Origin of the sequence: Kitasatospora arboriphila, from assembly GCF_039528095.1 — a bacterium.
Lineage (GTDB): Bacteria > Actinomycetota > Actinomycetes > Streptomycetales > Streptomycetaceae > Kitasatospora > Kitasatospora arboriphila.
Genome location: NZ_BAAALD010000095.1, coordinates 1 through 19,399, shown reverse-complemented (window position 1 = coordinate 19,399; position 19,399 = coordinate 1). Strand labels below are relative to the sequence as shown.

At 72.5% G+C, this 19,399-nt stretch carries 15 protein-coding genes; 8 read left to right on the top strand and 7 right to left on the bottom strand.

The window, feature by feature from the left end:
- Positions 1–89: 89 nt before the first annotated feature.
- The 5 genes from ABD353_RS32475 (at position 90) to pyk (ending at position 8,969) form a co-directional block, all read left to right on the top strand.
- Positions 90–1,583 carry a maltokinase N-terminal cap-like domain-containing protein gene (locus tag ABD353_RS32475; RefSeq protein WP_425555300.1) on the top strand — a complete coding sequence of 498 codons (1,494 nt, stop codon included), beginning with the start codon at positions 90–92 and terminating at the stop codon, positions 1,581–1,583.
- A gap of 31 nt (positions 1,584–1,614) precedes the next feature.
- Entirely contained in the window at positions 1,615–3,966 is a 2,352-nt protein-coding gene (glgB, locus tag ABD353_RS32470; protein WP_344627274.1) for a 1,4-alpha-glucan branching protein GlgB, read from the top strand.
- 132 nt (positions 3,967–4,098) lie between these two features.
- A complete protein-coding gene (gene pta, locus ABD353_RS32465; RefSeq protein ID WP_344627273.1) occupies positions 4,099–6,231 on the top strand; it encodes a phosphate acetyltransferase in 2,133 nt (710 codons plus the stop codon).
- The gene (locus ABD353_RS32460; protein ID WP_344627272.1) at positions 6,228–7,436 is read left to right on the top strand and encodes an acetate kinase; all 1,209 of its coding nucleotides are present in this window, start codon (positions 6,228–6,230) and stop codon (positions 7,434–7,436) included. Before pta ends, ABD353_RS32460 begins: the two co-directional genes overlap by 4 nt.
- A 102-nt stretch (positions 7,437–7,538) precedes the next feature.
- Positions 7,539–8,969 (top strand): pyruvate kinase, encoded by a 1,431-nt coding sequence (pyk, locus tag ABD353_RS32455; RefSeq protein WP_344627271.1) that lies wholly within the window; start codon positions 7,539–7,541, stop codon positions 8,967–8,969.
- Positions 8,970–9,061: 92 nt separating this feature from the next.
- On the opposite strand, the gene ABD353_RS32450 is transcribed toward pyk, so the two are convergent.
- The 5 genes from ABD353_RS32450 to trxA form a co-directional block, all read right to left on the bottom strand.
- On the bottom strand, positions 9,062–9,331 hold the full coding sequence (locus tag ABD353_RS32450; RefSeq protein WP_344627270.1) for a hypothetical protein: 270 nt from the start codon (positions 9,329–9,331) through the stop codon (positions 9,062–9,064).
- Positions 9,332–9,485: 154 nt separating this feature from the next.
- Complete coding sequence (locus ABD353_RS32445; RefSeq protein ID WP_344627269.1) at positions 9,486–10,664, bottom strand: RodZ family helix-turn-helix domain-containing protein; 1,179 nt, start codon at positions 10,662–10,664, stop codon at positions 9,486–9,488.
- On the bottom strand, positions 10,661–11,227 hold the full coding sequence (locus ABD353_RS32440) for a DUF6114 domain-containing protein (RefSeq protein WP_344627268.1): 567 nt from the start codon (positions 11,225–11,227) through the stop codon (positions 10,661–10,663). The genes ABD353_RS32445 and ABD353_RS32440 overlap by 4 nt, the downstream gene beginning before the upstream one ends.
- Positions 11,228–11,359: 132 nt before the next feature.
- A complete protein-coding gene (locus tag ABD353_RS32435) occupies positions 11,360–12,025 on the bottom strand; it encodes a DUF6230 family protein (RefSeq protein WP_344627267.1) in 666 nt (221 codons plus the stop codon).
- Between the two features lie 627 nt (positions 12,026–12,652).
- The gene (gene trxA, locus ABD353_RS32430; RefSeq protein WP_344627266.1) at positions 12,653–13,639 is read right to left on the bottom strand and encodes a thioredoxin; all 987 of its coding nucleotides are present in this window, start codon (positions 13,637–13,639) and stop codon (positions 12,653–12,655) included.
- 370 nt (positions 13,640–14,009) lie between these two features.
- On the opposite strand from trxA, the gene ABD353_RS32425 reads away from it, so the two are divergent.
- Entirely contained in the window at positions 14,010–14,660 is a 651-nt protein-coding gene (locus ABD353_RS32425) for a TetR/AcrR family transcriptional regulator (RefSeq protein WP_344627265.1), read from the top strand.
- Positions 14,661–14,897: 237 nt separating this feature from the next.
- Here the strand turns inward: ABD353_RS32425 and ABD353_RS32420 are convergent, their stop codons facing one another.
- Together ABD353_RS32420 and ABD353_RS32415 are read right to left on the bottom strand one after the other, a co-directional pair.
- The gene (locus ABD353_RS32420; RefSeq protein WP_344627264.1) at positions 14,898–15,230 is read right to left on the bottom strand and encodes a DUF3817 domain-containing protein; all 333 of its coding nucleotides are present in this window, start codon (positions 15,228–15,230) and stop codon (positions 14,898–14,900) included.
- Between the two features lie 65 nt (positions 15,231–15,295).
- Positions 15,296–15,823, bottom strand: coding sequence for a MarR family winged helix-turn-helix transcriptional regulator (locus tag ABD353_RS32415; RefSeq protein WP_344627263.1), 528 nt, complete (start codon positions 15,821–15,823; stop codon positions 15,296–15,298).
- Positions 15,824–16,307: 484 nt separating this feature from the next.
- On the opposite strand from ABD353_RS32415, the gene ABD353_RS32410 reads away from it, so the two are divergent.
- Both ABD353_RS32410 and ABD353_RS32405 read left to right on the top strand, forming a co-directional pair.
- Complete coding sequence (locus tag ABD353_RS32410) at positions 16,308–17,954, top strand: M4 family metallopeptidase (RefSeq protein ID WP_344627262.1); 1,647 nt, start codon at positions 16,308–16,310, stop codon at positions 17,952–17,954.
- Positions 17,955–18,265: 311 nt separating this feature from the next.
- The coding region (locus ABD353_RS32405; RefSeq protein ID WP_344627261.1) for a M4 family metallopeptidase at positions 18,266–19,399 on the top strand (1,134 nt) is incomplete at its 3' end.

The following is a 19,399-nucleotide window of genomic DNA, read 5'->3' as shown; positions in this document are numbered from 1 at the left end:
GCCTCCGCCGCCGCGCCGCCGAAATCCGGAAGACTGACAGGCCCGGTGACGACCTCGGGCAGCCGGCCCGCTTCCGGGGAAAGGGAGTCATGTCCGAAACCTCCCGTTCTCAAGCCCACGTGCACCGCGACCTACCCGACGGCGCCCCCGGGCCCGTCGGCACGCGCGGGACCACGGGGCGGAGAACCACCGCGGGTGTCAGCGAGCTCGTGGGCGCCGCCCTGCCGCTGATCGCCGACTGGCTCCCCACCCAGCGCTGGTACGCCGGGAAGGGGCGCGCGATCAGCGGGCTCACGCCGGTGGTGGGCACCCCGCTGCAGGTCGGCGACCCGACCCTGCTGCACCTGCTGCTGCGGGTGGAGCACGGCACCGGGGCGGCTGCCCAGGGGGACATCTACCAGCTGCTGCTGGGCATCCGGTCCCAGGACCCGTCCGGGGTCGGCCCGGGCGCAGTCCTCGGCCGGCTGGCCGGCGGCGGCCCGCACGACGGCGCGGTGCTCTACGACGCGGTGCACGACCCGGAGCTGACCGGCCGGCTGCTGGAGCACCTGGCCACCGGCGACCGCTTCGGCGCGCTCTCCTTCCGGCGGACCCCGGGTCCGGGCCTGCCGAGCAACCTGCCGGGCCGGGCCTCCACGGCCGAGCAGTCCAACAGCTCGGTGATCTACGGGACCTCCTTCATCCTCAAGCTGTTCCGGCGGATCAGCCCCGGCACCAATCCGGACCTAGAACTGTCGCTGGCGCTCTCCCGGGCGGGTTCCACCCGCATCCCGCGGGTCGCCGCCTGGTTCGAGTCCCGGCTGGAGCGATCGGAACCGGCCACTCTCGGACTGCTGCAGCGCTACCTGCCGGACGCCGAGGACGGCTGGGAGCTCGCCCTCGACCAGGTGGCCCGGCTCAAGGGCGACCCGACGCCCGGGAACTTCGCGGTCGAGGCGCACCGGCTCGGCCGGGCCACCGCCGAGGTGCACCGGGTGCTGTCCCGCTCGATGCCGACCGCCCGCCTCGACCGGGCCGAGACCGGCCGGCTGGCCGGCGCGATGGCCGACCGGCTGGACAGCGCGGTCGCCGCGGTGCCCGGACTGCTGCGCTACCGCTCGGCGCTGCGCGCGGCCTTCCAGCAGCTCACCGCCGACCACCTGGAGGGCCTGCCCGTCCAGCGGATCCACGGCGACCTGCACCTCGGCCAGGCCATGCGCACCCCGCACGGCTGGGTGCTGCTGGACTTCGAGGGCGAGCCGGCCAAGCCGCTGGCCGAGCGCCGGCTGCCGCAGCCGGCGCTGCGGGACGTGGCGGCGATGCTGCGCTCCTTCGACTACGCGGCCGCGCACCTGCTCGCCGGGGCCCCCGGCCCCGACCCGGAGCTGGCCCACCTGGCCAACGCCTGGGCGGCCCGCAACCGGGCCGCGTACTGCGCGGGCTACACGGCCGGCGGCGGGATGGACCCGGCCACCGCGCCGGAGCTGCTGCGCGCCCTGGAGATCGACAAGGCGGTGTACGAGGTCGTGTACGAGGCCCGGCACCGCCCGAGCTGGCTGCCGATCCCGCTGGCCGCCATCAACCGTCTGGCCCTGACCGTCTGACGCCCCGCAACCGCCTCCTGGAGGACCCGACGTGAACCCCCCCGGCCCCACGCACGACAGCTCCACCACCGCCGTGCCCGCCACCTCCCGGGCGGGCGCCGGCGCGTCCGCGCCCGCCCGGCGGGCCCGGGCGGCCAAGCGGCGCGAGCCCGTGGCGCCACCGCGGTCCGGCCCGTCGGCGTCCTCCCCGATGCGCCTCCCGGAGGCGCCGTTGCCGCCGGCCGAGGTGGACCGGCTGGTCTCCGGCGTGCACCACGACCCGCACGCCCTGCTCGGTGCGCACGCCACCCTGGAGGGCACCGCGATCCGGGTGCTGCGCCCGTTCGCGGAGCGGGTCGTGGTGGTGACGGACCAGGGCCCCGCGGAGTTGACCCACCAGCAGTCCGGCCTGTTCACCGGGCTGCTGGTGGGCCGGGAGTTCCCGGCGTACCGGCTGCGGGTGAGCTACCCGGGCGGCGAGCCGCTGGAGCAGGAGGACGGCTACCGGGTGGCGCCCACCCTCGGCGAGCTCGATCTGCACCTGATCTCCGAGGGCCGGCACGAGCAGCTGTGGCGGGTGCTCGGCAGCCACGTCCGCGAGGTCGACGGTATGGCGGGCACGTCCTTCGCGGTGTGGGCGCCGAACGCGGTCGGCGTGCGGCTGGTCGGCGGCTTCAACCACTGGGACGGCACCGGCCACCCGATGCGCTCGCTCGGCTCCTCGGGCGTCTGGGAGCTGTTCGTCCCCGGCCTCGCGGAGGGCGACACCTACAAGTACGAGATCCGCACCCGGCAGGGCTGGGTGCTGCAGAAGGCCGACCCGCTGGCCCGGGCCGCCCAGTGCCCGCCCGAGACCGCCTCCGTGGTGCACACCTCGCACTACACCTGGGGCGACGGGGACTGGATGGCCCGGCGGCAGCGGACGGTGCACCACCGGTCGCCGATGTCTGTCTACGAACTGCACCTGGCCTCCTGGCGGCCCGACCTGACGAGCTACCGGGAGATCGCCGAGGTGCTGCCCGGCTACCTCGCGGACCTCGGCTTCACCCACGTCGAGTTCATGCCGGTGATGGAGCACCCCTTCGGCGGCTCCTGGGGCTACCAGGTCACCGGCTTCTACGCGCCGACCGCCCGGCTCGGCGGCCCGGACGACTTCAAGCACCTGGTCGACGCGCTGCACCGGGCCGGCATCGGCGTGATCGTCGACTGGGTGCCGGCGCACTTCCCCAAGGACGGCTTCGGCCTGGCCCGGTTCGACGGCGAGCCGCTGTACGAGCCGGCCGACCCGCTGCGGGCCGAGCACCCGGACTGGGGCACCCTGGAGTTCGACTACGGCCGCACCGAGGTGCGGAACTTCCTGGTCGCCAACGCGGTGTACTGGTGCGAGGAGTTCCACGTCGACGGCCTGCGGGTGGACGCCGTCGCCTCCATGCTCTACCTCGACTACTCGCGCGAGGGCGGCGCCTGGTCGCCGAACGCCTTCGGCGGCCGGGAGAACCTCGACGCCGCCTCGTTCCTTCAGGAAATGAACGCGACGGTCTACCGCCGCTGCCCCGGCGTGGTCACCATCGCCGAGGAGTCCACGGCCTGGGACGGCGTCACCCGCCCCACCGACAGCGGCGGCCTCGGCTTCGGCCTGAAGTGGAACATGGGCTGGATGCACGACTCGCTGGTCTACATGTCCAAGGAGCCGGTGCACCGCAAGTACCACCACAACGAGATGACCTTCTCGATGGTGTACGCCTACTCGGAGAACTACGTCCTGCCGATCTCGCACGACGAGGTGGTGCACGGCAAGCAGGCGCTGGTCGCCAAGATGCCCGGCGACTGGTGGCAGCAGCGGGCCAACCACCGGGCGTACCTGGGCTTCATGTGGGCCCACCCCGGCAAGCAACTGCTGTTCATGGGGCAGGAGTTCGCGCAGGGCGCCGAGTGGGACCACGAGCACGGCCCGCAGTGGTGGGTGCTCGCCGAGGACTGGCCGGCCGCCGAGGAGCACCTCGGGGTGCGCCGGCTGGTCGGCGCGCTCAACCGCACCTACCTCGACTCCCCGGCGCTCTGGGAGCAGGACACCGTGCCGGCCGGCTTCCGCTGGCTGGACGGCGGCGCGGCCGACGACAACGTGCTGTCCTTCGTCCGTTACGCCGCCGACGGCACCCCGCTGGTCGCGGTCTGCAACTTCTCCCCCGTCGTCCGGCACGGCTTCCGGGTCGGCCTGCCGGAGCTGCCCGGCGGCGACCAGCTGTGGGAGGAGGCGCTGAACACCGACGCCGCGGAGTACGGCGGCAGCGGCCTCGGCAACTCGCGGCCCGTCAAGGCCGAGGCCACCGCGTGGAACGGCCAGGAGCGCAGTGCCGAGCTGGTCCTCCCGCCGCTCGCCACCCTCTGGCTGCGGCCGGCCTGACGCCGCCGGACCCCGCCGGTTCCGGGCCTCCGGGGCGATCGCCCCGGAGGCCCGCCCACGTCCGCGCGGGAACACCTGCCCGGGTAAGGTCAACAGTGACCGCTTCCCGGACGGCAGGACGGAGTGAGCCGCGTGGCGCGCAGCGTGTACGTGACCGGCATCGACCGGGGGGACGGCCGGCAGGCCGTCGAACTCGGGGTCATGGAGCTGCTGGCCCGCCAGGTCGACGCCGTCGGCGTCTTCCGGCCGCTGGTGCACGCGGACGATCCCGCCGAGAAGGGCACCGACCACGTCGTCGAGCTGCTGCGCGCCCGCTACCGGGTCGACCTGCCGGCGGAGGACCTGTACGGCCTCTCCTACGAGGAGGCCGCCGCCCTGCAGGCCGCGCAGGGCCAGGACGAACTGGTGTCGGTGCTGGTGGACCGCTTCCGCGCGGTCGAGCGGCGCTGCCAGGCGGTGCTGGTGCTCGGCACCGACTTCGCCGGCACCAACATCCCCGACGAGCTGGCCTTCAACGCCCGGCTCGCCAACGAGTTCGGCGCCTGGGTGCTGCCGGTCGTCGGCGGTCAGGGCGAGGACGCGCAGGCGGTGGTCGCGGAGGTCCGCAACGCCCACCGGGCCTACACCGACCTCGGCTGCTCCGCTCTGGCGATGATCGCCAACCGGGTCGCCCCCGCCGCGAAGCAGCGGATCCAGCGGACGCTGACCGAGAAGCTCCCGGTGCCGGTGTACGTGATCCCGGAGGAGCCCTCGCTCTCGGCGCCGACCGTGGCGCAGCTGGTCGACGCGACCGGCGCCGAGGTGCTGCTGGGCGACGCCGCGGGCCTGGCCCGGGACGTGCGCTCCTTCGTCTTCGGCGGCGCGATGCTGCCGACCTTCCTCGACGCGCTGACCGAGGGCGCCCTGGTGGTGACCCCGGGCGACCGGGCGGACCTGCTGATCGGCGCGCTGGCGGCGCACGCCGCGGGGGCGCCGCCGATCGCGGGCGTGCTGCTCACGCTCGGGCAGCACCCGGGGCCGAACGTGATGGCGCTGGCGGCGCGGCTCGCGCCGGGGACGCCGGTCGCGGTGGTGCCGGAGGGCAGCTGGTTGACCGCGGCCGCGCTGACCCACCTGGAGGGCCGGATCGGCCCGGACAGCCACCGGAAGGCCGAGACCGCCCTCGGGCTTTTCGAACTCCACGTGGACACGGCGGAGTTGACCAAGCGGATCGAGCTGTCGCCGTCCGAGCGGGTGACCCCGATGATGTTCGAGCACGCGCTGCTGGAGCGGGCCCGGGCGCAGCGGCGGCACATCGTGCTGCCGGAGGGCACCGAGGAGCGGGTGCTGCGGGCGGCGGAGGTGCTGCTGCGCCGCAACATCTGCGACCTGACCCTGCTGGGCGAGCGGGACGCGGTGCAGCGCCGGGCGGCGTCGCTGGGCCTGGAGCTGCCGCACCCGGAGGAGGCCGCGGACCGGGCCCGGCTGCGGATCGTCGACCCTGCGACCAGTCCGCTGCGCGAGAGCTTCGCGGAGCTGTACGCCAGGGCGCGGGCGCACAAGGGCATGACGCTGGAGCGCGCCCTGGACGTGGTCACCGACGTCTCGTACTTCGGGACGCTGATGGTGCAGGAGGGCATCGCCGACGGCATGGTGTCCGGTGCGGTGCACTCGACCGCGGCGACCATCCGGCCGGCCTTCGAGGTGATCAGGACGGCGCCGGGTGCGGCGATCGTCTCCTCGGTGTTCTTCATGTGCCTGGCCGACCGGGTGCTGGTGTACGGCGACTGCGCGGTGAACCCGGACCCGGACGCGCAGCAGCTGGCCGACATCGCGGTGCAGTCCGCGGAGACGGCGGCCCAGTTCGGGGTGGAGCCGCGGGTCGCGATGCTCTCGTACTCGACGGGCACCTCCGGTTCGGGCGCGGACGTGGACAAGGTGCGGGAGGCGACCGAGCTGGTCCGCCGGGCGCGCCCGGACATCCTGGTCGAGGGGCCGATCCAGTACGACGCCGCGGTGGACCCGCACGTGGCGGCGACCAAGCTGCCGGGCTCCTCGGTGGCGGGCCGGGCGACCGTGCTGGTCTTCCCGGACCTGAACACCGGCAACAACACGTACAAGGCGGTGCAGCGCTCGGCCGGCGCGGTGGCGGTCGGGCCGGTGCTGCAGGGCCTGCGCAAGCCGGTCAACGACCTGTCCCGCGGCGCCCTGGTCGAGGACATCGTCAACACGGTCGCGATCACCGCGATCCAGTCACAGCGCCCCGCCGAAGGAGCCGAGCAGTGACCGAATCCACGCTGGTCCTCGTGCTGAACGCGGGGTCGTCCTCCGTGAAGTACCAGCTGATCGACATGCTGGACGGTTCCCGGGCGGCGGCCGGGCTGGTCGAGCGGATCGGCGAGGTGAACGGCCGGCTGCTGCACACCCCGGCCCGGGGCGAGCGGCGCGAGCGGCTGCGGGTCTTCGCCGACCACGCGGAGGCGCTCGCCGCGGTCGCCGAGGAGCTCGCCGCGGACGACCTCGGGCTGGGCTCCCCCGGCCTCGCGGCGATCGGCCACCGGGTGGTGCACGGCGGGCAGCGGTTCGCCGCGCCGACCCTGATCGACGACGAGGTGGTGGCCGAGATCCGCCGGCTGATCCCGGTCGCGCCGCTGCACAACCCGGCGAACATCGTCGGCATCGAGGTGGCCCGCGCGCTGCGGCCGGACCTGCCGCAGGTCGCGGTGTTCGACACGGCCTTCCACAGCACGGTGCCGGAGGCCGCCGCCACGTACGCGATCGACCGGAAGACCGCGGAGCAGCACCGGGTGCGCCGGTACGGCTTCCACGGCACCTCGCACCAGTACGTCTCGCGGGCGGCCGCGCGGCTGCTCGGCCGCGACCCGGCCGAGCTGAACATGATCGTGCTGCACCTGGGCAACGGGGCCTCGGCCTCGGCGGTGTCGGGCGGGGTGTGCGTGGAGACCTCCATGGGCCTGACGCCGCTGGAGGGCCTGGTCATGGGCACCCGTTCCGGGGACGCCGATCCGGGCCTGGTCTTCCACCTGCACCGGGTGGGCGGTCTGACGATCGATGAGATCGACGACCTGCTGAACCGGCGCAGCGGCCTGGTCGGGCTGTGCGGGGACAACGACATGCGGGAGGTGCTGCGCCGGGCCGGCGAGGGCGACGGGGACGCGCAGCTGGCCTTCGACGTGTACGTGCACCGGCTGCGCAAGTACATCGGGGCGTACTACGCGGTGCTGGGCCGGGTGGACGCGGTGGTGTTCACCGCGGGGGTGGGCGAGAACGCGGCGCCCGTCCGGGAGGCGGCGTGCGCGGGGCTGTCGGCGCTGGGCATCGAGGTCGACCCGGCGCTGAACGCCGTGCGCTCCGGTGCGGCGCGGCTGATCTCGCCCGATCACGGGCGGGTGGCGGTCGCGGTGGTGCCCACCGACGAGGAGCTGGAGATCGCCCGCCAGGCCTTCGCGCTGGTGCACGACGACATTTGAGATGACAGCCCGTCAGCGTCCCACCCTTCGGGATGGTTCGTTGGCGATTTCTCCCGGTTCGGGCGTGATGCACCGATAACTCGAACGGATAGACTGACGGATATGCGCCGAGCGAAAATTGTCTGCACCCTGGGTCCGGCGACGGACTCCTACGAACAGCTGAAGGCCATCGTCGAAGCGGGCATGAACGTCGCCCGACTCAACATGAGCCACGGCTCCCACGCGGAGCACGAGGAGCGGTACCGCAAGGTCCGCCAGGTGTCCGAGGACACCGGCCGCACCATCGGCGTGCTGGCCGACCTGCAGGGCCCGAAGATCCGGCTGGCCACCTTCGCCAACGGACCGGTGACCGTCGACAACGGCGACACCTTCACCATCACGACCGAGGATGTGCCCGGGGACCAGCACATCTGCGGCACCACCTACAAGGGCCTGCCCGGCGACGTGAAGCCCGGCGACCCGATCCTGATCAACGACGGCGTCATCGCCCTGGAGGTCGTCAGCGTCGACGGCCCGCGGGTGAAGACCGTGGTGGTCGAGGGCGGCGTGCTCTCGAACAACAAGGGCATCAACCTGCCCGGTGCGGCCGTCAACGTGCCCGCCCTCTCCGAGAAGGACAAGGAGGACCTGCGCTTCGCCCTCGAGCTGGGCGTCGACATGGTCGCACTGTCCTTCGTCCGCAACGCGGCCGACATCCACGACGTCCACAAGGTGATGGACGAGGTCGGCATCCGCGTCCCGGTCATCGCCAAGATCGAGAAGCCGCAGGCCGTCGAGGCGATGGAGGAGATCGTCCTCGCCTTCGACGCGATCATGGTGGCCCGTGGCGACCTCGCCGTCGAGTACCCGCTGGAGCGGGTGCCGCTGGTGCAGAAGCAGCTGATCACCCTGGCCCGCCGCAACGCCAAGCCGGTGATCGTGGCGACCCAGATGATGGAGTCGATGATCCACGCCTCGCGCCCGACCCGCGCCGAGGTCTCCGACGTCGCCAACGCCATCCTGGACGGCACGGACGCGGTCATGCTCTCCGCCGAGTCCAGCGTCGGCAAGTACCCGGTCGAGACCGTCCGGACGATGAGCCGGATCGCCGAGAAGGCCGAGGAGGAGCTGCTCTCGCAGGGCCTCCAGCCGCTGAACCCGGGCCGCAAGCCGCGCACCCAGGGCGGCTCGATCGCCCGCGCCGCGTGCGAGCTCGGCGACTTCCTCAACGGCCAGGCGCTGGTCGCGTTCACCAAGTCCGGCGACACCGCCCGCCGGCTGTCCCGCTACCGCTCGCCGATCCCGGTGATCGCGTTCACGCCGGACGCCTCCACCCGCAACCAGCTCTCGCTGAGCTGGGGCGTCGAGGCGTACGTGACCGAGCAGGTCGAGACCACCGACGAGATGGTGCAGCAGGTCGACCGCGAGCTGCTGCGCCTGAACCGTCTCACCGAGGGCGACACCGTGATCGTCACCGCCGGCTCGCCCCCCGGCGTCCCCGGCAACACCAACATGGTCCAGGTCCACCACCTGGGCAGCCGCGACCACCACTGACACCCGGCGCAGCACCACCGCGGGGCGGTTCCCCTCCTCCGACCGGAGGAGGGGAACCGCCCCGCGGCGCGTTCCGCGCGAGGCGGAGCGGATCAGTCCAGGAGGGTCAGCGGCAGCTGGAGCACCTGCCCGGTCACCACCGCGGAGGCGGCCTTGTTCAGCGGCCGCAGCGCGTCGGGCGTCTCCTTGAACTCGGCGACGAGGTCGCGCTCCCAGACCACCACGCTGAGCGGCACCCCGTCCGGGTCGATCAGGGAGGACTGCTCCGTACGGAATCCGCAGGTCACGGCGTGGCCGTCCCGCTCGACGACGAACTCGTGGCGGTCGTCGCGGTGCCCGACCCGCACCAGCACCACGCTCATCCCTTGAACACCGCGTAGAGGCTCCACTGCTCGACGAACTCTTCGAGGTTGACCATGCAGCTGCTCCCGTTCCACGGGTCGAGGATCTTGAGGACGCCGGAACGCCGACGGCCCGGCCGGAGGTCCGGCCGGGCCGCGGGTGCGACGGGTGGGCTCAGCCGTCGTACGGCTGGTCGTCGTTGAAGAGGTGCATGCCCGGGATCTTGAGGGTGCCGCCGAACTGGCCGGCCTGGACGGCCTTGGCCTTGTCCAGGGTGATGTCGAGCGGGATCGGCACGGAGCCGATCAGGTCCCACAGCCACTTGGGCAGGGTGTCCGGGGTGAGGGTGATCTCGCCCAGGTCGATCGGGATCGGCAGGCCGTAGATCGCCGAGAGGTGGCCGGAGAGGCTCTCCACGTACATGGTGATCGGGCCGTTGCGCATGGTCGAGGTGGTGTTGGGCGCGGCCTTCACGTGGAAGGTCTTGTCCTTCACCTCGATCGTCGACATGTCGAGGTCGCCGATGTCCACCGAGGCGGTGGTGAACTTCAGGACGCGCTTGGAGCCGGTCGGCGTCTTCACGTCGTACACGCCGTTGAACACCGAGCCGTGCAGGGCGAGCTTGCTGGAGTGCAGCACCCAGTTCTGGTCGGGCACCACGTGGCCGGTCGGCGCCGCCAGCGCCTTCTCCTTGCTGGTGTCCACCAGGCAGTTCGGGCCGGTGGCGGACGGCGAGGGGGATGCCGACGGGCTCGCCGACCCGGTGGCGGCCTTCGCGGCGGCGGCGGGCGTCGAGGCCGCCGCCTTCGGCGCGGCGGAGGCGCTCGCGGCCGGGGTGGTGGCGGCCTGGGTGGTGACGGTCTTCGCGGTGGTGCTCGGCGCCGCGGTCGGCGTCGGCGTGGTGCGGGTCGGCGGCTTGAAGATGTCGCCGATGCCGGTGAGGATGTCGCCGATCACGTTCGGGGGCGTGGCGTCGGCCGACGGCGAGGGCTTCGCCGAGGTGGCCGTGGCGGTCGGGACGGGCACCTTGACCGTGGAGGGCGAGGCGGTCGCACCGGACTTCTTGGTCGCGGCCTTGGCGGTGCCGGACGGCGCCGGCAGCACCTTGATCTCGCTCTTGGGGACGGGCGTCTCCTCGATCACCGTGTCCGGAGCGGTGGCGCAGGCCTTGTCGCTCTGGGTGTCGGCCACGGCGAGCGTGGTCGGGGTGTAGGCGGCACCGACCAGCATCGCGGTGGGCACGGCGGCGATCGCCATCACCCGGCCGCGGATGCGGCGGCGCACGCTCGTCCGCGGCGCAGCGTGGCGGGGACCGGGCGCGGCGGCTGCGGCGGACTCGTCCCGGTCGGTCACCGCTGCTCCCCCGGGTCGGCCGCCGGTGCGGCGTTGTCGGCGGCGTCGGCCGGGGTCTGCTGGGCGGGCAGCAGCGGCTGGGTGGTCTCGACCGGGGCCTCGGCCGTGAAGTCCGCCGTGGCGGGCTCCGCGGCGGGCGCCTCCTCGACGGCGGTGACGGGCTTGAGCGGCGCCCAGGCCATCAGCAGGCCGCCGGCCATCAGGCCGAGGATCAGGCCGAAGCCGAAGCCGCCGAGGTTGGAGACCGGGATGGAGATCAGTGCGAGCAGCGTGGTCGCCACGCCGCAGAAGATCCGCACCAGCGGCTGGAACCACGCGGTCAGGCCGAGGCACATCATCAGGATGCCGATGATGAGTGAACCGGCGCCCGCGGTGGTGGCCATCGACACGGTCATGCCGGCGAGGTTCAGCTCGGCGTAGGGGAAGTACAGGATGGGCACGCCGGCGATCATGGCCAGCAGGCCGCCCCAGAACGGCCGCGAGCGGCGCCAGTTGCGGAACCGCAGCCGCAGGTTGATGCCGCCGTCGTTCTCGGGCCACGTCTGGGCAGTTGCGCTGGACACGATGCAACTCCTCGATGGTTCGCTGCGAGGGGGAGGAAACGCCTGAGCTGCGGCCGGGGGCGGGCGGGCGCCCGCCTCCGGCCGCGGGATCCGTCATCGCGGTGCGCCGGTCGGCGCACCGTCAGACGAGGATCAGTAGCACTCCTTGCCGTTGCCGTCGTCACCGACGTACAGCTTGAGGTCCAGGCCGTTGAGCTTGAAGGTGCCGGCCGAGGTGGCCCAGGCGGTCTGCTTCACGTTGGTCAGGTGCGCCTTGGGGGCGGTCTGCGAGAAGCCGAGCAGGCCGGACGGCTTGCCGGTGCCCATCGGGCTCTTCCAGTTGGCGGTGGCGCTGGTCTTCAGCGTCGAGGCGTCCTGGCCGATGTTGATGTCGGTGAACTCGGCGTCGGCGGACAGCTGGTCGAGGTCGATCAGCAGGTTCTGCGCAGAGACCTGCTTCTTGACGTCGTCGCTGTTGCCGGCCTCCAGGCGCAGGGTCACCTTCGGCAGCTTCAGGCCGAGCAGCGCGGGCTCGCTGACCACGGACTGGCACATGCCCTTGATGGTGGCCGTGTCGAACGCGGAGATCGCGACCGCGTGCGGGGTGCCGTTGGTCTCGAAGTCGTACGAGCCGAACTGGGCGAAGTTCTCACCCGTCAGGTCTTCGGCGGTGACCTTGAAGCGCTGGCCGGAGACGTTGAACGAGGCGGCGAGCGCGTTGTTGGCCAGCGCCACGCCGATCGCCGCGGTGGCGGCGATGCCCGGCACCATGGCGATGCCGAAGCGCTTCCAGCTGGTCTTGCCGAAAGTCTGGGACATGCGTGTGTCCTCCTTCTAGGACGTACATCTCCGGCCGTGTCCGGTGCGTCCCGCACCGGCCCGGGCCTGGGATGGGAGAGAGCTACGTCCTCGGTAGCGGAGAGCGCCAGCGCGTCGTGGGCCGACGGACATGGCGATCACCCCCGAGCGACAACCGGCGACCGCACGGCTGCGCGGTCGCAGGAAGGACAGGAACCGCGTGTGGGATCTGCGGCTACCCCCCTGCCCTCCAACCGCCGACCGGGGCCGGCGGTTACCCGATGGGGATTCCCTGAGCGGGACCGGGCGTGGGCCGATCGTGCTGGAATCCCGGGCCGAACACAAGGGGTCGATTACTGACGGGTAATCCAACAGTGTGTACCGTTGATCATGGAAACAGAGGCTCGATCACTCTGTGTCACATTCACCGTGGGCGACACATCCGCAATCCGCAGGAAACGGCGCTGAAACACCCCGGCCGGCCACTGAACGTGACCGGCCGAGGGTGGTTGTCAAGATTTGATTAAGCTCTACGAAATCTCCTGGATTGTCGCCAAATCCCCAGCGACACCGCAGGTCACACGCCGTGCCACCCGCCCGGGCCGGGCCACTGCACCCGGCCGCGGCGGAACCGCCCGGCCACTGCCGTCAGAAGAGCACCCGGGCGAGGGCGCTGCGCGCCGCGACCACCCGCGGGTCCTCCGGGCCGATGACCTCGAAGAGCTCCAGCAGCCGCAGCCGCGCGGCGTCGCGGTCCTCGCCGGCCGTCCGGCCGACGGTGTCCACCAACCGCCCGAAGGCGTCCTCGACGTGCCCGCCCACCAGGTCCAGGTCGGCCGCGCGCAGCTGCGCCTCGACGTCCTTCGGGCCGGCGGCGGCCGCCGCCCGCACCTGCTGGGGGTCCATGCCCTCGACCCGCTGCAGCAACTGTGCCTGCGCCAGGCCGAGCTTGGCCTCCGTGTTGCCGGGCTGGTCGGACAGCACGTTCTGGTACGCCCGGACGGCGCCGCCGAGGTCGCCGCGGTCCAGCGCGTCGTGCGCCGCCTCCAGCGCCGGGTCGGACGGCAGCCGCGGTGCCTGCGCCGCGGCCTCGCCGCCGGCCGCGTCCGAGGACAGACCGGTGATGCCGAAGCGCTGCTCGGCCACCGCGATCAGCTGGTCGAGGATCTTGCGGACGTTGGCCTCGTTCTCGGCGCCCTGGAACAGCGGGACGAGCTGACCCGCCACCACGGCCATCACGGCCGGGATGCCCTGGATGCCGAACTGCTGGGCGATCAGCTGGTTGGCGTCGACGTCGATCTTGGCGAGCACGATCCGGCCGGCGTACTCCTCGGCCAGGCGCTCCAGGATCGGGCTGAGCTGCTTGCACGGGCCGCACCACTCGGCCCAGAAGTCGACCACGACCGGGACCTCGGCCGAGCGCTGCACGACCTCCGCCTCGAAGGTGTCCTCGCTGACGTCGAGGACCAGCTGGTGGGGCGCGGGTGCGGTGTCGCCGCCGGCCGCGGCCTGCCGGGCCCGGTCGGCCCGGGCCTGCTCGGCCTTCTGGGCTGCCTCGCCGGCCGCCTTGACCGCGGCGAGGTCGACCGCTCCGCGAAGGGCGGCGCTGTTGAGACGCGAATTCCGTGACTGCATGGCACCATCCTCCCCCGTCCGCACGGGTGACGGGCGCCAACCGGCCGGAAACCTCGCCGAGCCGTTGCGCCTGCGCCACCCGACCGTGCGACGGGGGCTGCCTCCCGGTGTGTAGCCGCTGCCGGCGCGGATCCCCATCCGCGCCCCGCACCGGCCCGATCCCATGGGCACGACGCGTGGTTGCCGCTCTTTCGCTACGAGTCGTAGCGTATCTCCATCCCGGGCCCGTCCCGCAAGACCCCCTCGGCGCCGCAGGACGTGACCTGCCCCACTTTCCGCCCGCCGGTGGCTGCTGACCGGGGGTTCCGGTCGCTACCGTTACCCGGACCGACCAAGTTACCAACCGGTAAATTTTCAGCTAGGAGGCTCGGTGGCCCCCACCACCCAGCAGCCGGCTGCCCCGGACACCGCCGCCCTTCCCCGCGGCAAGGGCCGTCCGCGCAGCGCTGCCGCCGACCGGGCGATCCTCGACGCCACCCGTGAAGCCCTCGCCGAACTCGGCTGGGGCGGCCTCACCATGGGCGACGTCGCCACCCGGGCCGGCGTCGCCAAGACCACCCTCTACCGGCGCTGGCCGTCCAAGAACGAACTGGTCGTCGACGCCGTCGCCAGCCTCTTCGACGAACTGGAGATGGCCGACCTCGGCAGCCTGCGGGCGGACATCGCCGCCACCGTCGCCCAGTTCGCCGACCTGCTCGCCCGGCCGGAGTCGCAGGCCGCGCTGATGGCGCTGTTCGCGGAGGGCAGCCGGGACCCGCAGCTGCGGCTGCGCATCCGCGAACGCATCGTCGACCCGCAGAAGCACCTCGTCCGGACGGGACGGGCCAACGCCCAGGCCCGCGGCGAGCTCCGCTCGGACCAGGACGAGGCGGCCGCCTGCGAGGAGATCGACCTCGTCTTCGACATGATCGCGGGCGCCGTCGAGCACCGGCTCCTGGTCGCCGGCGAACCCATCACCCGCCGCTGGCTGGACCGCTTCACCACCCTGATGCTGAGCGCCCTCGTCGGCCTGGACGCCTGAGCCGGAAGGCGGCGGGCTCGCGGCGGGTGCCCCACTCCTCCCGGACCGTCCACGGCCGCGCTCCACTCCGTACGGCGGCCGTACGGCCGCCGTGCGCGGGACGGCGGCGGCGGCCGGAACGTCCCCGCCGATTCGTTCGGGCGTCCTCCTGCCCGTCGACGGCACGGACCGGGCCCCGGAACGCCGGAGCCCCTCCCCGGGGCGGGGAGGGGCTCGGTCGCAGAGGCGGGCGGGGGCTCAGGCGGAGACCGGCTCCGGGGTCTCGATCAGCGGGGCGACGTCGCGGGAGACCTTGCGCTCCACGAAGAAGACGGCGGTCGGGATCGTGCCGGCCAGCAGCACCCAGGCCAGCCTGCCCATCGGCCACTTCGCCTTGGTGCCCAGGTCGAAGGCGAGGACCAGGTAGACCACGTACAGCCAGCCGTGCGCGATGCCGACGGCGCTGGTGAAGCCGCTCGCGCCCGAGACGTCCAGCACGTACTTGGCGATCACGCCGGCGGTCAGCAGGATCAGCAGGACGCCGGTGATGTACGCCAGCGCCCGGTATCGGGTCAGCACGCTCTGCTTCATACCGACGAGGGTAACCGCAGGCGGCGGCCGCTCCGGCCGCGCCCCCGCCGGACGCACCGGCCGGGTCAGGCCCCGCCCTCCTCCGCGGACGGGGAGAAGTCGCCGGCCGCCACCCGCAGCGGGCGGAGCAGCTCGAAGACCTGCGCGCACTGCTCGTCGTCGTAGCCCTCCAGACCGAAGTCGATGGCCATCAGTTCGCGGGTGGCCTGCTCGACCACCTCGCGGCCGCGGTCGGTGATCGCGGCGAGGACGCCGCGGCCGTCGGCGGGGTTGGGGCGGCGGGCGACCAGGCCGTCCCGCTCCAGGCGGTCGACGGTGTTGGTGACGCTCGTCGGGTGCACCATGAGGCGCTCGCCGATCTTGGAGAGCGGCAGCTGGCCGGCCCGGCTGAAGGTGAGCAGCACCAGCGCCTCGTACCGGGCGAAGGTGAGGCCGTAGGGCTTCACCACGGCGTCCACCCGGGACAGCAGGATCTGGTGGGCGCGCATCACCGAGGTGATCGCCGCCATGGACGGGACGGCGCCCCAGCGGCGGGTCCACAGGTCACCGGCGCGGGCGATCGGGTCGAAGTCGAGGGCGAGGGGCTTGGGCACTCTTCCACCGTACCGGCGTACGGGAGGCGGGGTAGCAGGTGTCCACGATGGTGGACAAGGGCCGGTTCTGGCGGGATCACGCCAAGCGATTTCTGGTCCGCACCAGGGCTCCGCACGGCCGAAACATGCCTGCAATCTTGCTTCTGGCGACGGGAGTTGGGGCCGGAACGCGATCATACGGGTTTCCTCCGTATGGAAACGACCGATCGGACGGGCGAATTGGGCGCTTCGGGCGCTTTGCGGGCTCGCGTCCGGATGGCGAGTGGTGGCCAACTCCCGATCGAGACCTGTCATTTCACGATCTGCATTGTCATGCTTCTGGCCAGCTTCGTTCGACCCGCCGGGCCCCCACCCCTCCGGCGGACGTCGTCGAACCGCACGGAGCAGCACGTCCGCGCCCGTTCCGCCCCAGCAGGCACTAACCCCGGTGCCCCGGAACGCGGCGCCACCGCGCACACGCGGTTGATCCGGAAGGAACCCGTACGTGAAGCGAAAGCTGACAGTCGGAGCCGTTCTCTCTGCGTCGGCGGTCCTCGCCAGTGCAATCCAGGTCAGCGCCGGTATCGCGCAGGCCTCCCCCGCTCCGGTGGGCCCCGCCGCCCCCGCCGAGCAGCGCGCCGCGCTCATCGCGCAGGCCGGCGCCGAGGCGCCCTCCGCGGCCCGCACCCTCGGCCTCGCCGGCCAGGAGCAGCTCGTCGTCAAGGACGCCGTCGTCGACGCCGACGGCACCCGGCACGTGCGCTACGAGCGCACCTTCGCCGGCCTGCCCGTCCTGGGCGGCGACCTGGTCGTGCACCAGGACGCCAAGGGCGCCGTGAAGGCCGTCGACCGCGCCGTCCAGGGCTCGGTCGCCCCGGCCACGCTCACCCCGAAGCTCACCGCCGCGCAGGCCGCCTCCAAGGCGCACGGCGCCGTCGCCGCCACCGTCGGTGTCGCCAAGGACGCCGACGAGGCCGCGCTGACCTCGGTCGCCGCGCCCGCGGGCGGCAAGCTGGTCGTCTGGGCCGCCTCCGGCAAGCCCCGCCTGGCCTACCAGACCACCGTCGAGGGCATGCGCGCCGACGGCACCCCGAGCCGCCAGCTGCTGGTCACCGACGCCGCGAGCGGCGAGGTCCTCTCCACCCACGAGCAGGTGCAGACCACCAACGCGACCGGCACCGGCAAGGGCGTCTTCGTCGGCTCGGTCTCGCTGACCACCAACTACACCGGCTCGACGTACCAGCTGAAGGACGCCACCCGCGGCGGGCAGTACACCACCACGCTGAACAACAAGACCTCCGGCGCGGGCACCCTGCTGACCGACGCCGACAACGCGTGGGGCACCGGCCTGGTCTCCAGCAGCCAGTCCGCCGCCGTGGACGCCCAGTACGGCGCGGCCGTGACCTGGGACTTCTACAAGAACACCTTCGGCCGCAACGGCATCAAGAACAACGGTGTCGGCGCCTACAGCCGGGTGCACTACGGCCGGAACTACGTCAACGCGTTCTGGGACGACTCCTGCTTCTGCATGACGTACGGCGACGGCGCGTCCAACACCCACCCGCTGACCGAGCTGGACGTGGCCGGCCACGAGATGAGCCACGGCGTCACCGCCAACACCGCCGGCCTGAACTACTCGGGCGAGTCCGGCGGCCTGAACGAGGCCACCAGCGACATCTTCGGCACCGGCGTGGAGTTCTACGCCAACCTGGCCGCCGACAAGGGCGACTACCTGATCGGCGAGCTGATCAACATCAACGGCGACGGCTCGCCGCTGCGCTACATGGACAAGCCCTCCAAGGACGGCGGTTCGGCGGACTACTGGTCCTCCTCCGTGGGCTCCCTGGACGTCCACTACTCGTCCGGCGTCGGCAACCACTTCTTCTACCTGCTGGCCGAGGGCAGCGGCGCGAAGACGATCAACGGCGTCAGCTACAACAGCCCCACCTACAACGGCTCCACGGTCACCGGCATCGGCCGGGCCAAGGCGCTGCAGGTCTGGTACCGGGCGCTGAGCGTCTACATGACGTCCACCACCAACTACAAGGGCGCGCGCACCGCGACCCTGAACGCGGCGTCGGACCTCTACGGTGCCGGATCCGCCGAGTACGCCCAGGTTGCCGCTGCCTGGGCCGCGGTGAACGTCAGCTGACGCACCGCGGTTGAAGACGCAGCAGCCGGGCCCTCCGGAGGGGAGGCCCGGCTGCTGCCTCATGTCCGGCCCCGAACGGCCGTGACAGGAATACGCCAACTCTTGTCGTACATCTGTCATTTGACGGTCCGTCTTGTCATGCTTCCTTCCAGCCCCGTGCGGCGCCCGACCGGCCACCCCAACCGGTCCGGTGCCGCATGACCGCACGGAGCAGCACGTCAGCGCTCGTTCCGCCCCAGTCGGCACCGGACCCGGTGCCCCGGAGCGATGCGCGACCGCGCACACGCGGTTGATCCGGAAGGAACCCGTACGTGAAGCGAAAGCTCGCCCTCGGCGCCGTCCTCTCCACCTCGGCCCTGCTCGCCGGCGCGATCCAGGTCGCCGCGGGCGCCCAGGCCGCCCCCGCCCCGGCCGCCGCGCAGCAGCGGGCCGCGCTGCTCGCCCAGGCAGGCGCCGAGGCCCCCGCCGCAGCCCGCGTCCTCGGCCTCTCCGGCCAGGAGCAGCTGGTCGTCAAGGACGCCGTCGTCGACGCCGACGGCGCCCGCCACCTGCGTTTCGACCGGACCTTCGCCGGCCTGCCGGTGCTCGGCGGCGACCTGGTCGTGCACCAGGACGCCCAGGGCGCCGTGAAGGCCGTCGACCGCGCCGTCCAGGGCTCGGTCGCCCCCGCCTCGCTCAGCCCGAAGCTCACCGCCGCGCAGGCCGCCGCCGGGGCGCACGGCGCGGTCGCCGCCACCGTCGGGAAGTCCGCCGACGCGGACGAGCCGGCGCTGACCTCGGTCGGCGCGGCGGGCGGCGCGGAGCTGGTGGTGTGGGCCGCCTCCGGCACCCCGCGGCTCGCCTACCGGACGACCGTCGAGGGCATGCGCGCCGACGGCACCCCGAGCAGCCGCCTGGTCGTCACCGACGCCGCGACCGGCGCGGTGCTCTCCTCCGAGGAGCAGATCCGCACCTCCAACGCGACCGGCAGCGGCAAGGGCGTCTTCGTCGGCTCGGTCACCCTGACCACCAACTACACCGGCTCGACGTACCAGTTGAAGGACAACACCCGCGGCGGCCAGTACACCGTCGACAAGAACGGGACGCTGTACACCGACGCCGACAACGTCTGGGGCAACGGCAGCGCCTCCAACGGGCAGTCCGCCGCGGTGGACGCGCAGTACGGCGCGGCCGCCACCTGGGACTTCTACAAGTCGACCTTCAACCGCAACGGCATCAAGAACAACGGCGTCGGCGCGTACAGCAAGGTCCACTACGGCACCAACTACGTCAACGCGTTCTGGAGCGACGGCTGCTTCTGCATGACGTACGGCGACGGGTCGGGCAACACCCACCCGCTGACCGCGATCGACGTGGCCGGCCACGAGATGACGCACGGCGTGACCTCCGCCACGGCGGGCCTCAACTACTCGGGCGAGTCCGGCGGCCTGAACGAGGCCACCAGC

Excerpts from the sequence above, each read along its gene's own strand:
- ABD353_RS32475 (WP_425555300.1), top strand. The coding sequence starts at position 90 with ATGTCCGAAACCTCCCGTTCTCAAGCCCACGTGCACCGCGACCTACCC.
- pyk (WP_344627271.1), top strand. The coding sequence starts at position 7,539 with ATGCGCCGAGCGAAAATTGTCTGCACCCTGGGTCCGGCGACGGACTCC.
- ABD353_RS32450 (WP_344627270.1), bottom strand. The coding sequence starts at position 9,331 with ATGAGCGTGGTGCTGGTGCGGGTCGGGCACCGCGACGACCGCCACGAG.
- ABD353_RS32435 (WP_344627267.1), bottom strand. The coding sequence starts at position 12,025 with ATGTCCCAGACTTTCGGCAAGACCAGCTGGAAGCGCTTCGGCATCGCC.
- trxA (WP_344627266.1), bottom strand. The coding sequence starts at position 13,639 with ATGCAGTCACGGAATTCGCGTCTCAACAGCGCCGCCCTTCGCGGAGCG.
- ABD353_RS32420 (WP_344627264.1), bottom strand. The coding sequence starts at position 15,230 with ATGAAGCAGAGCGTGCTGACCCGATACCGGGCGCTGGCGTACATCACC.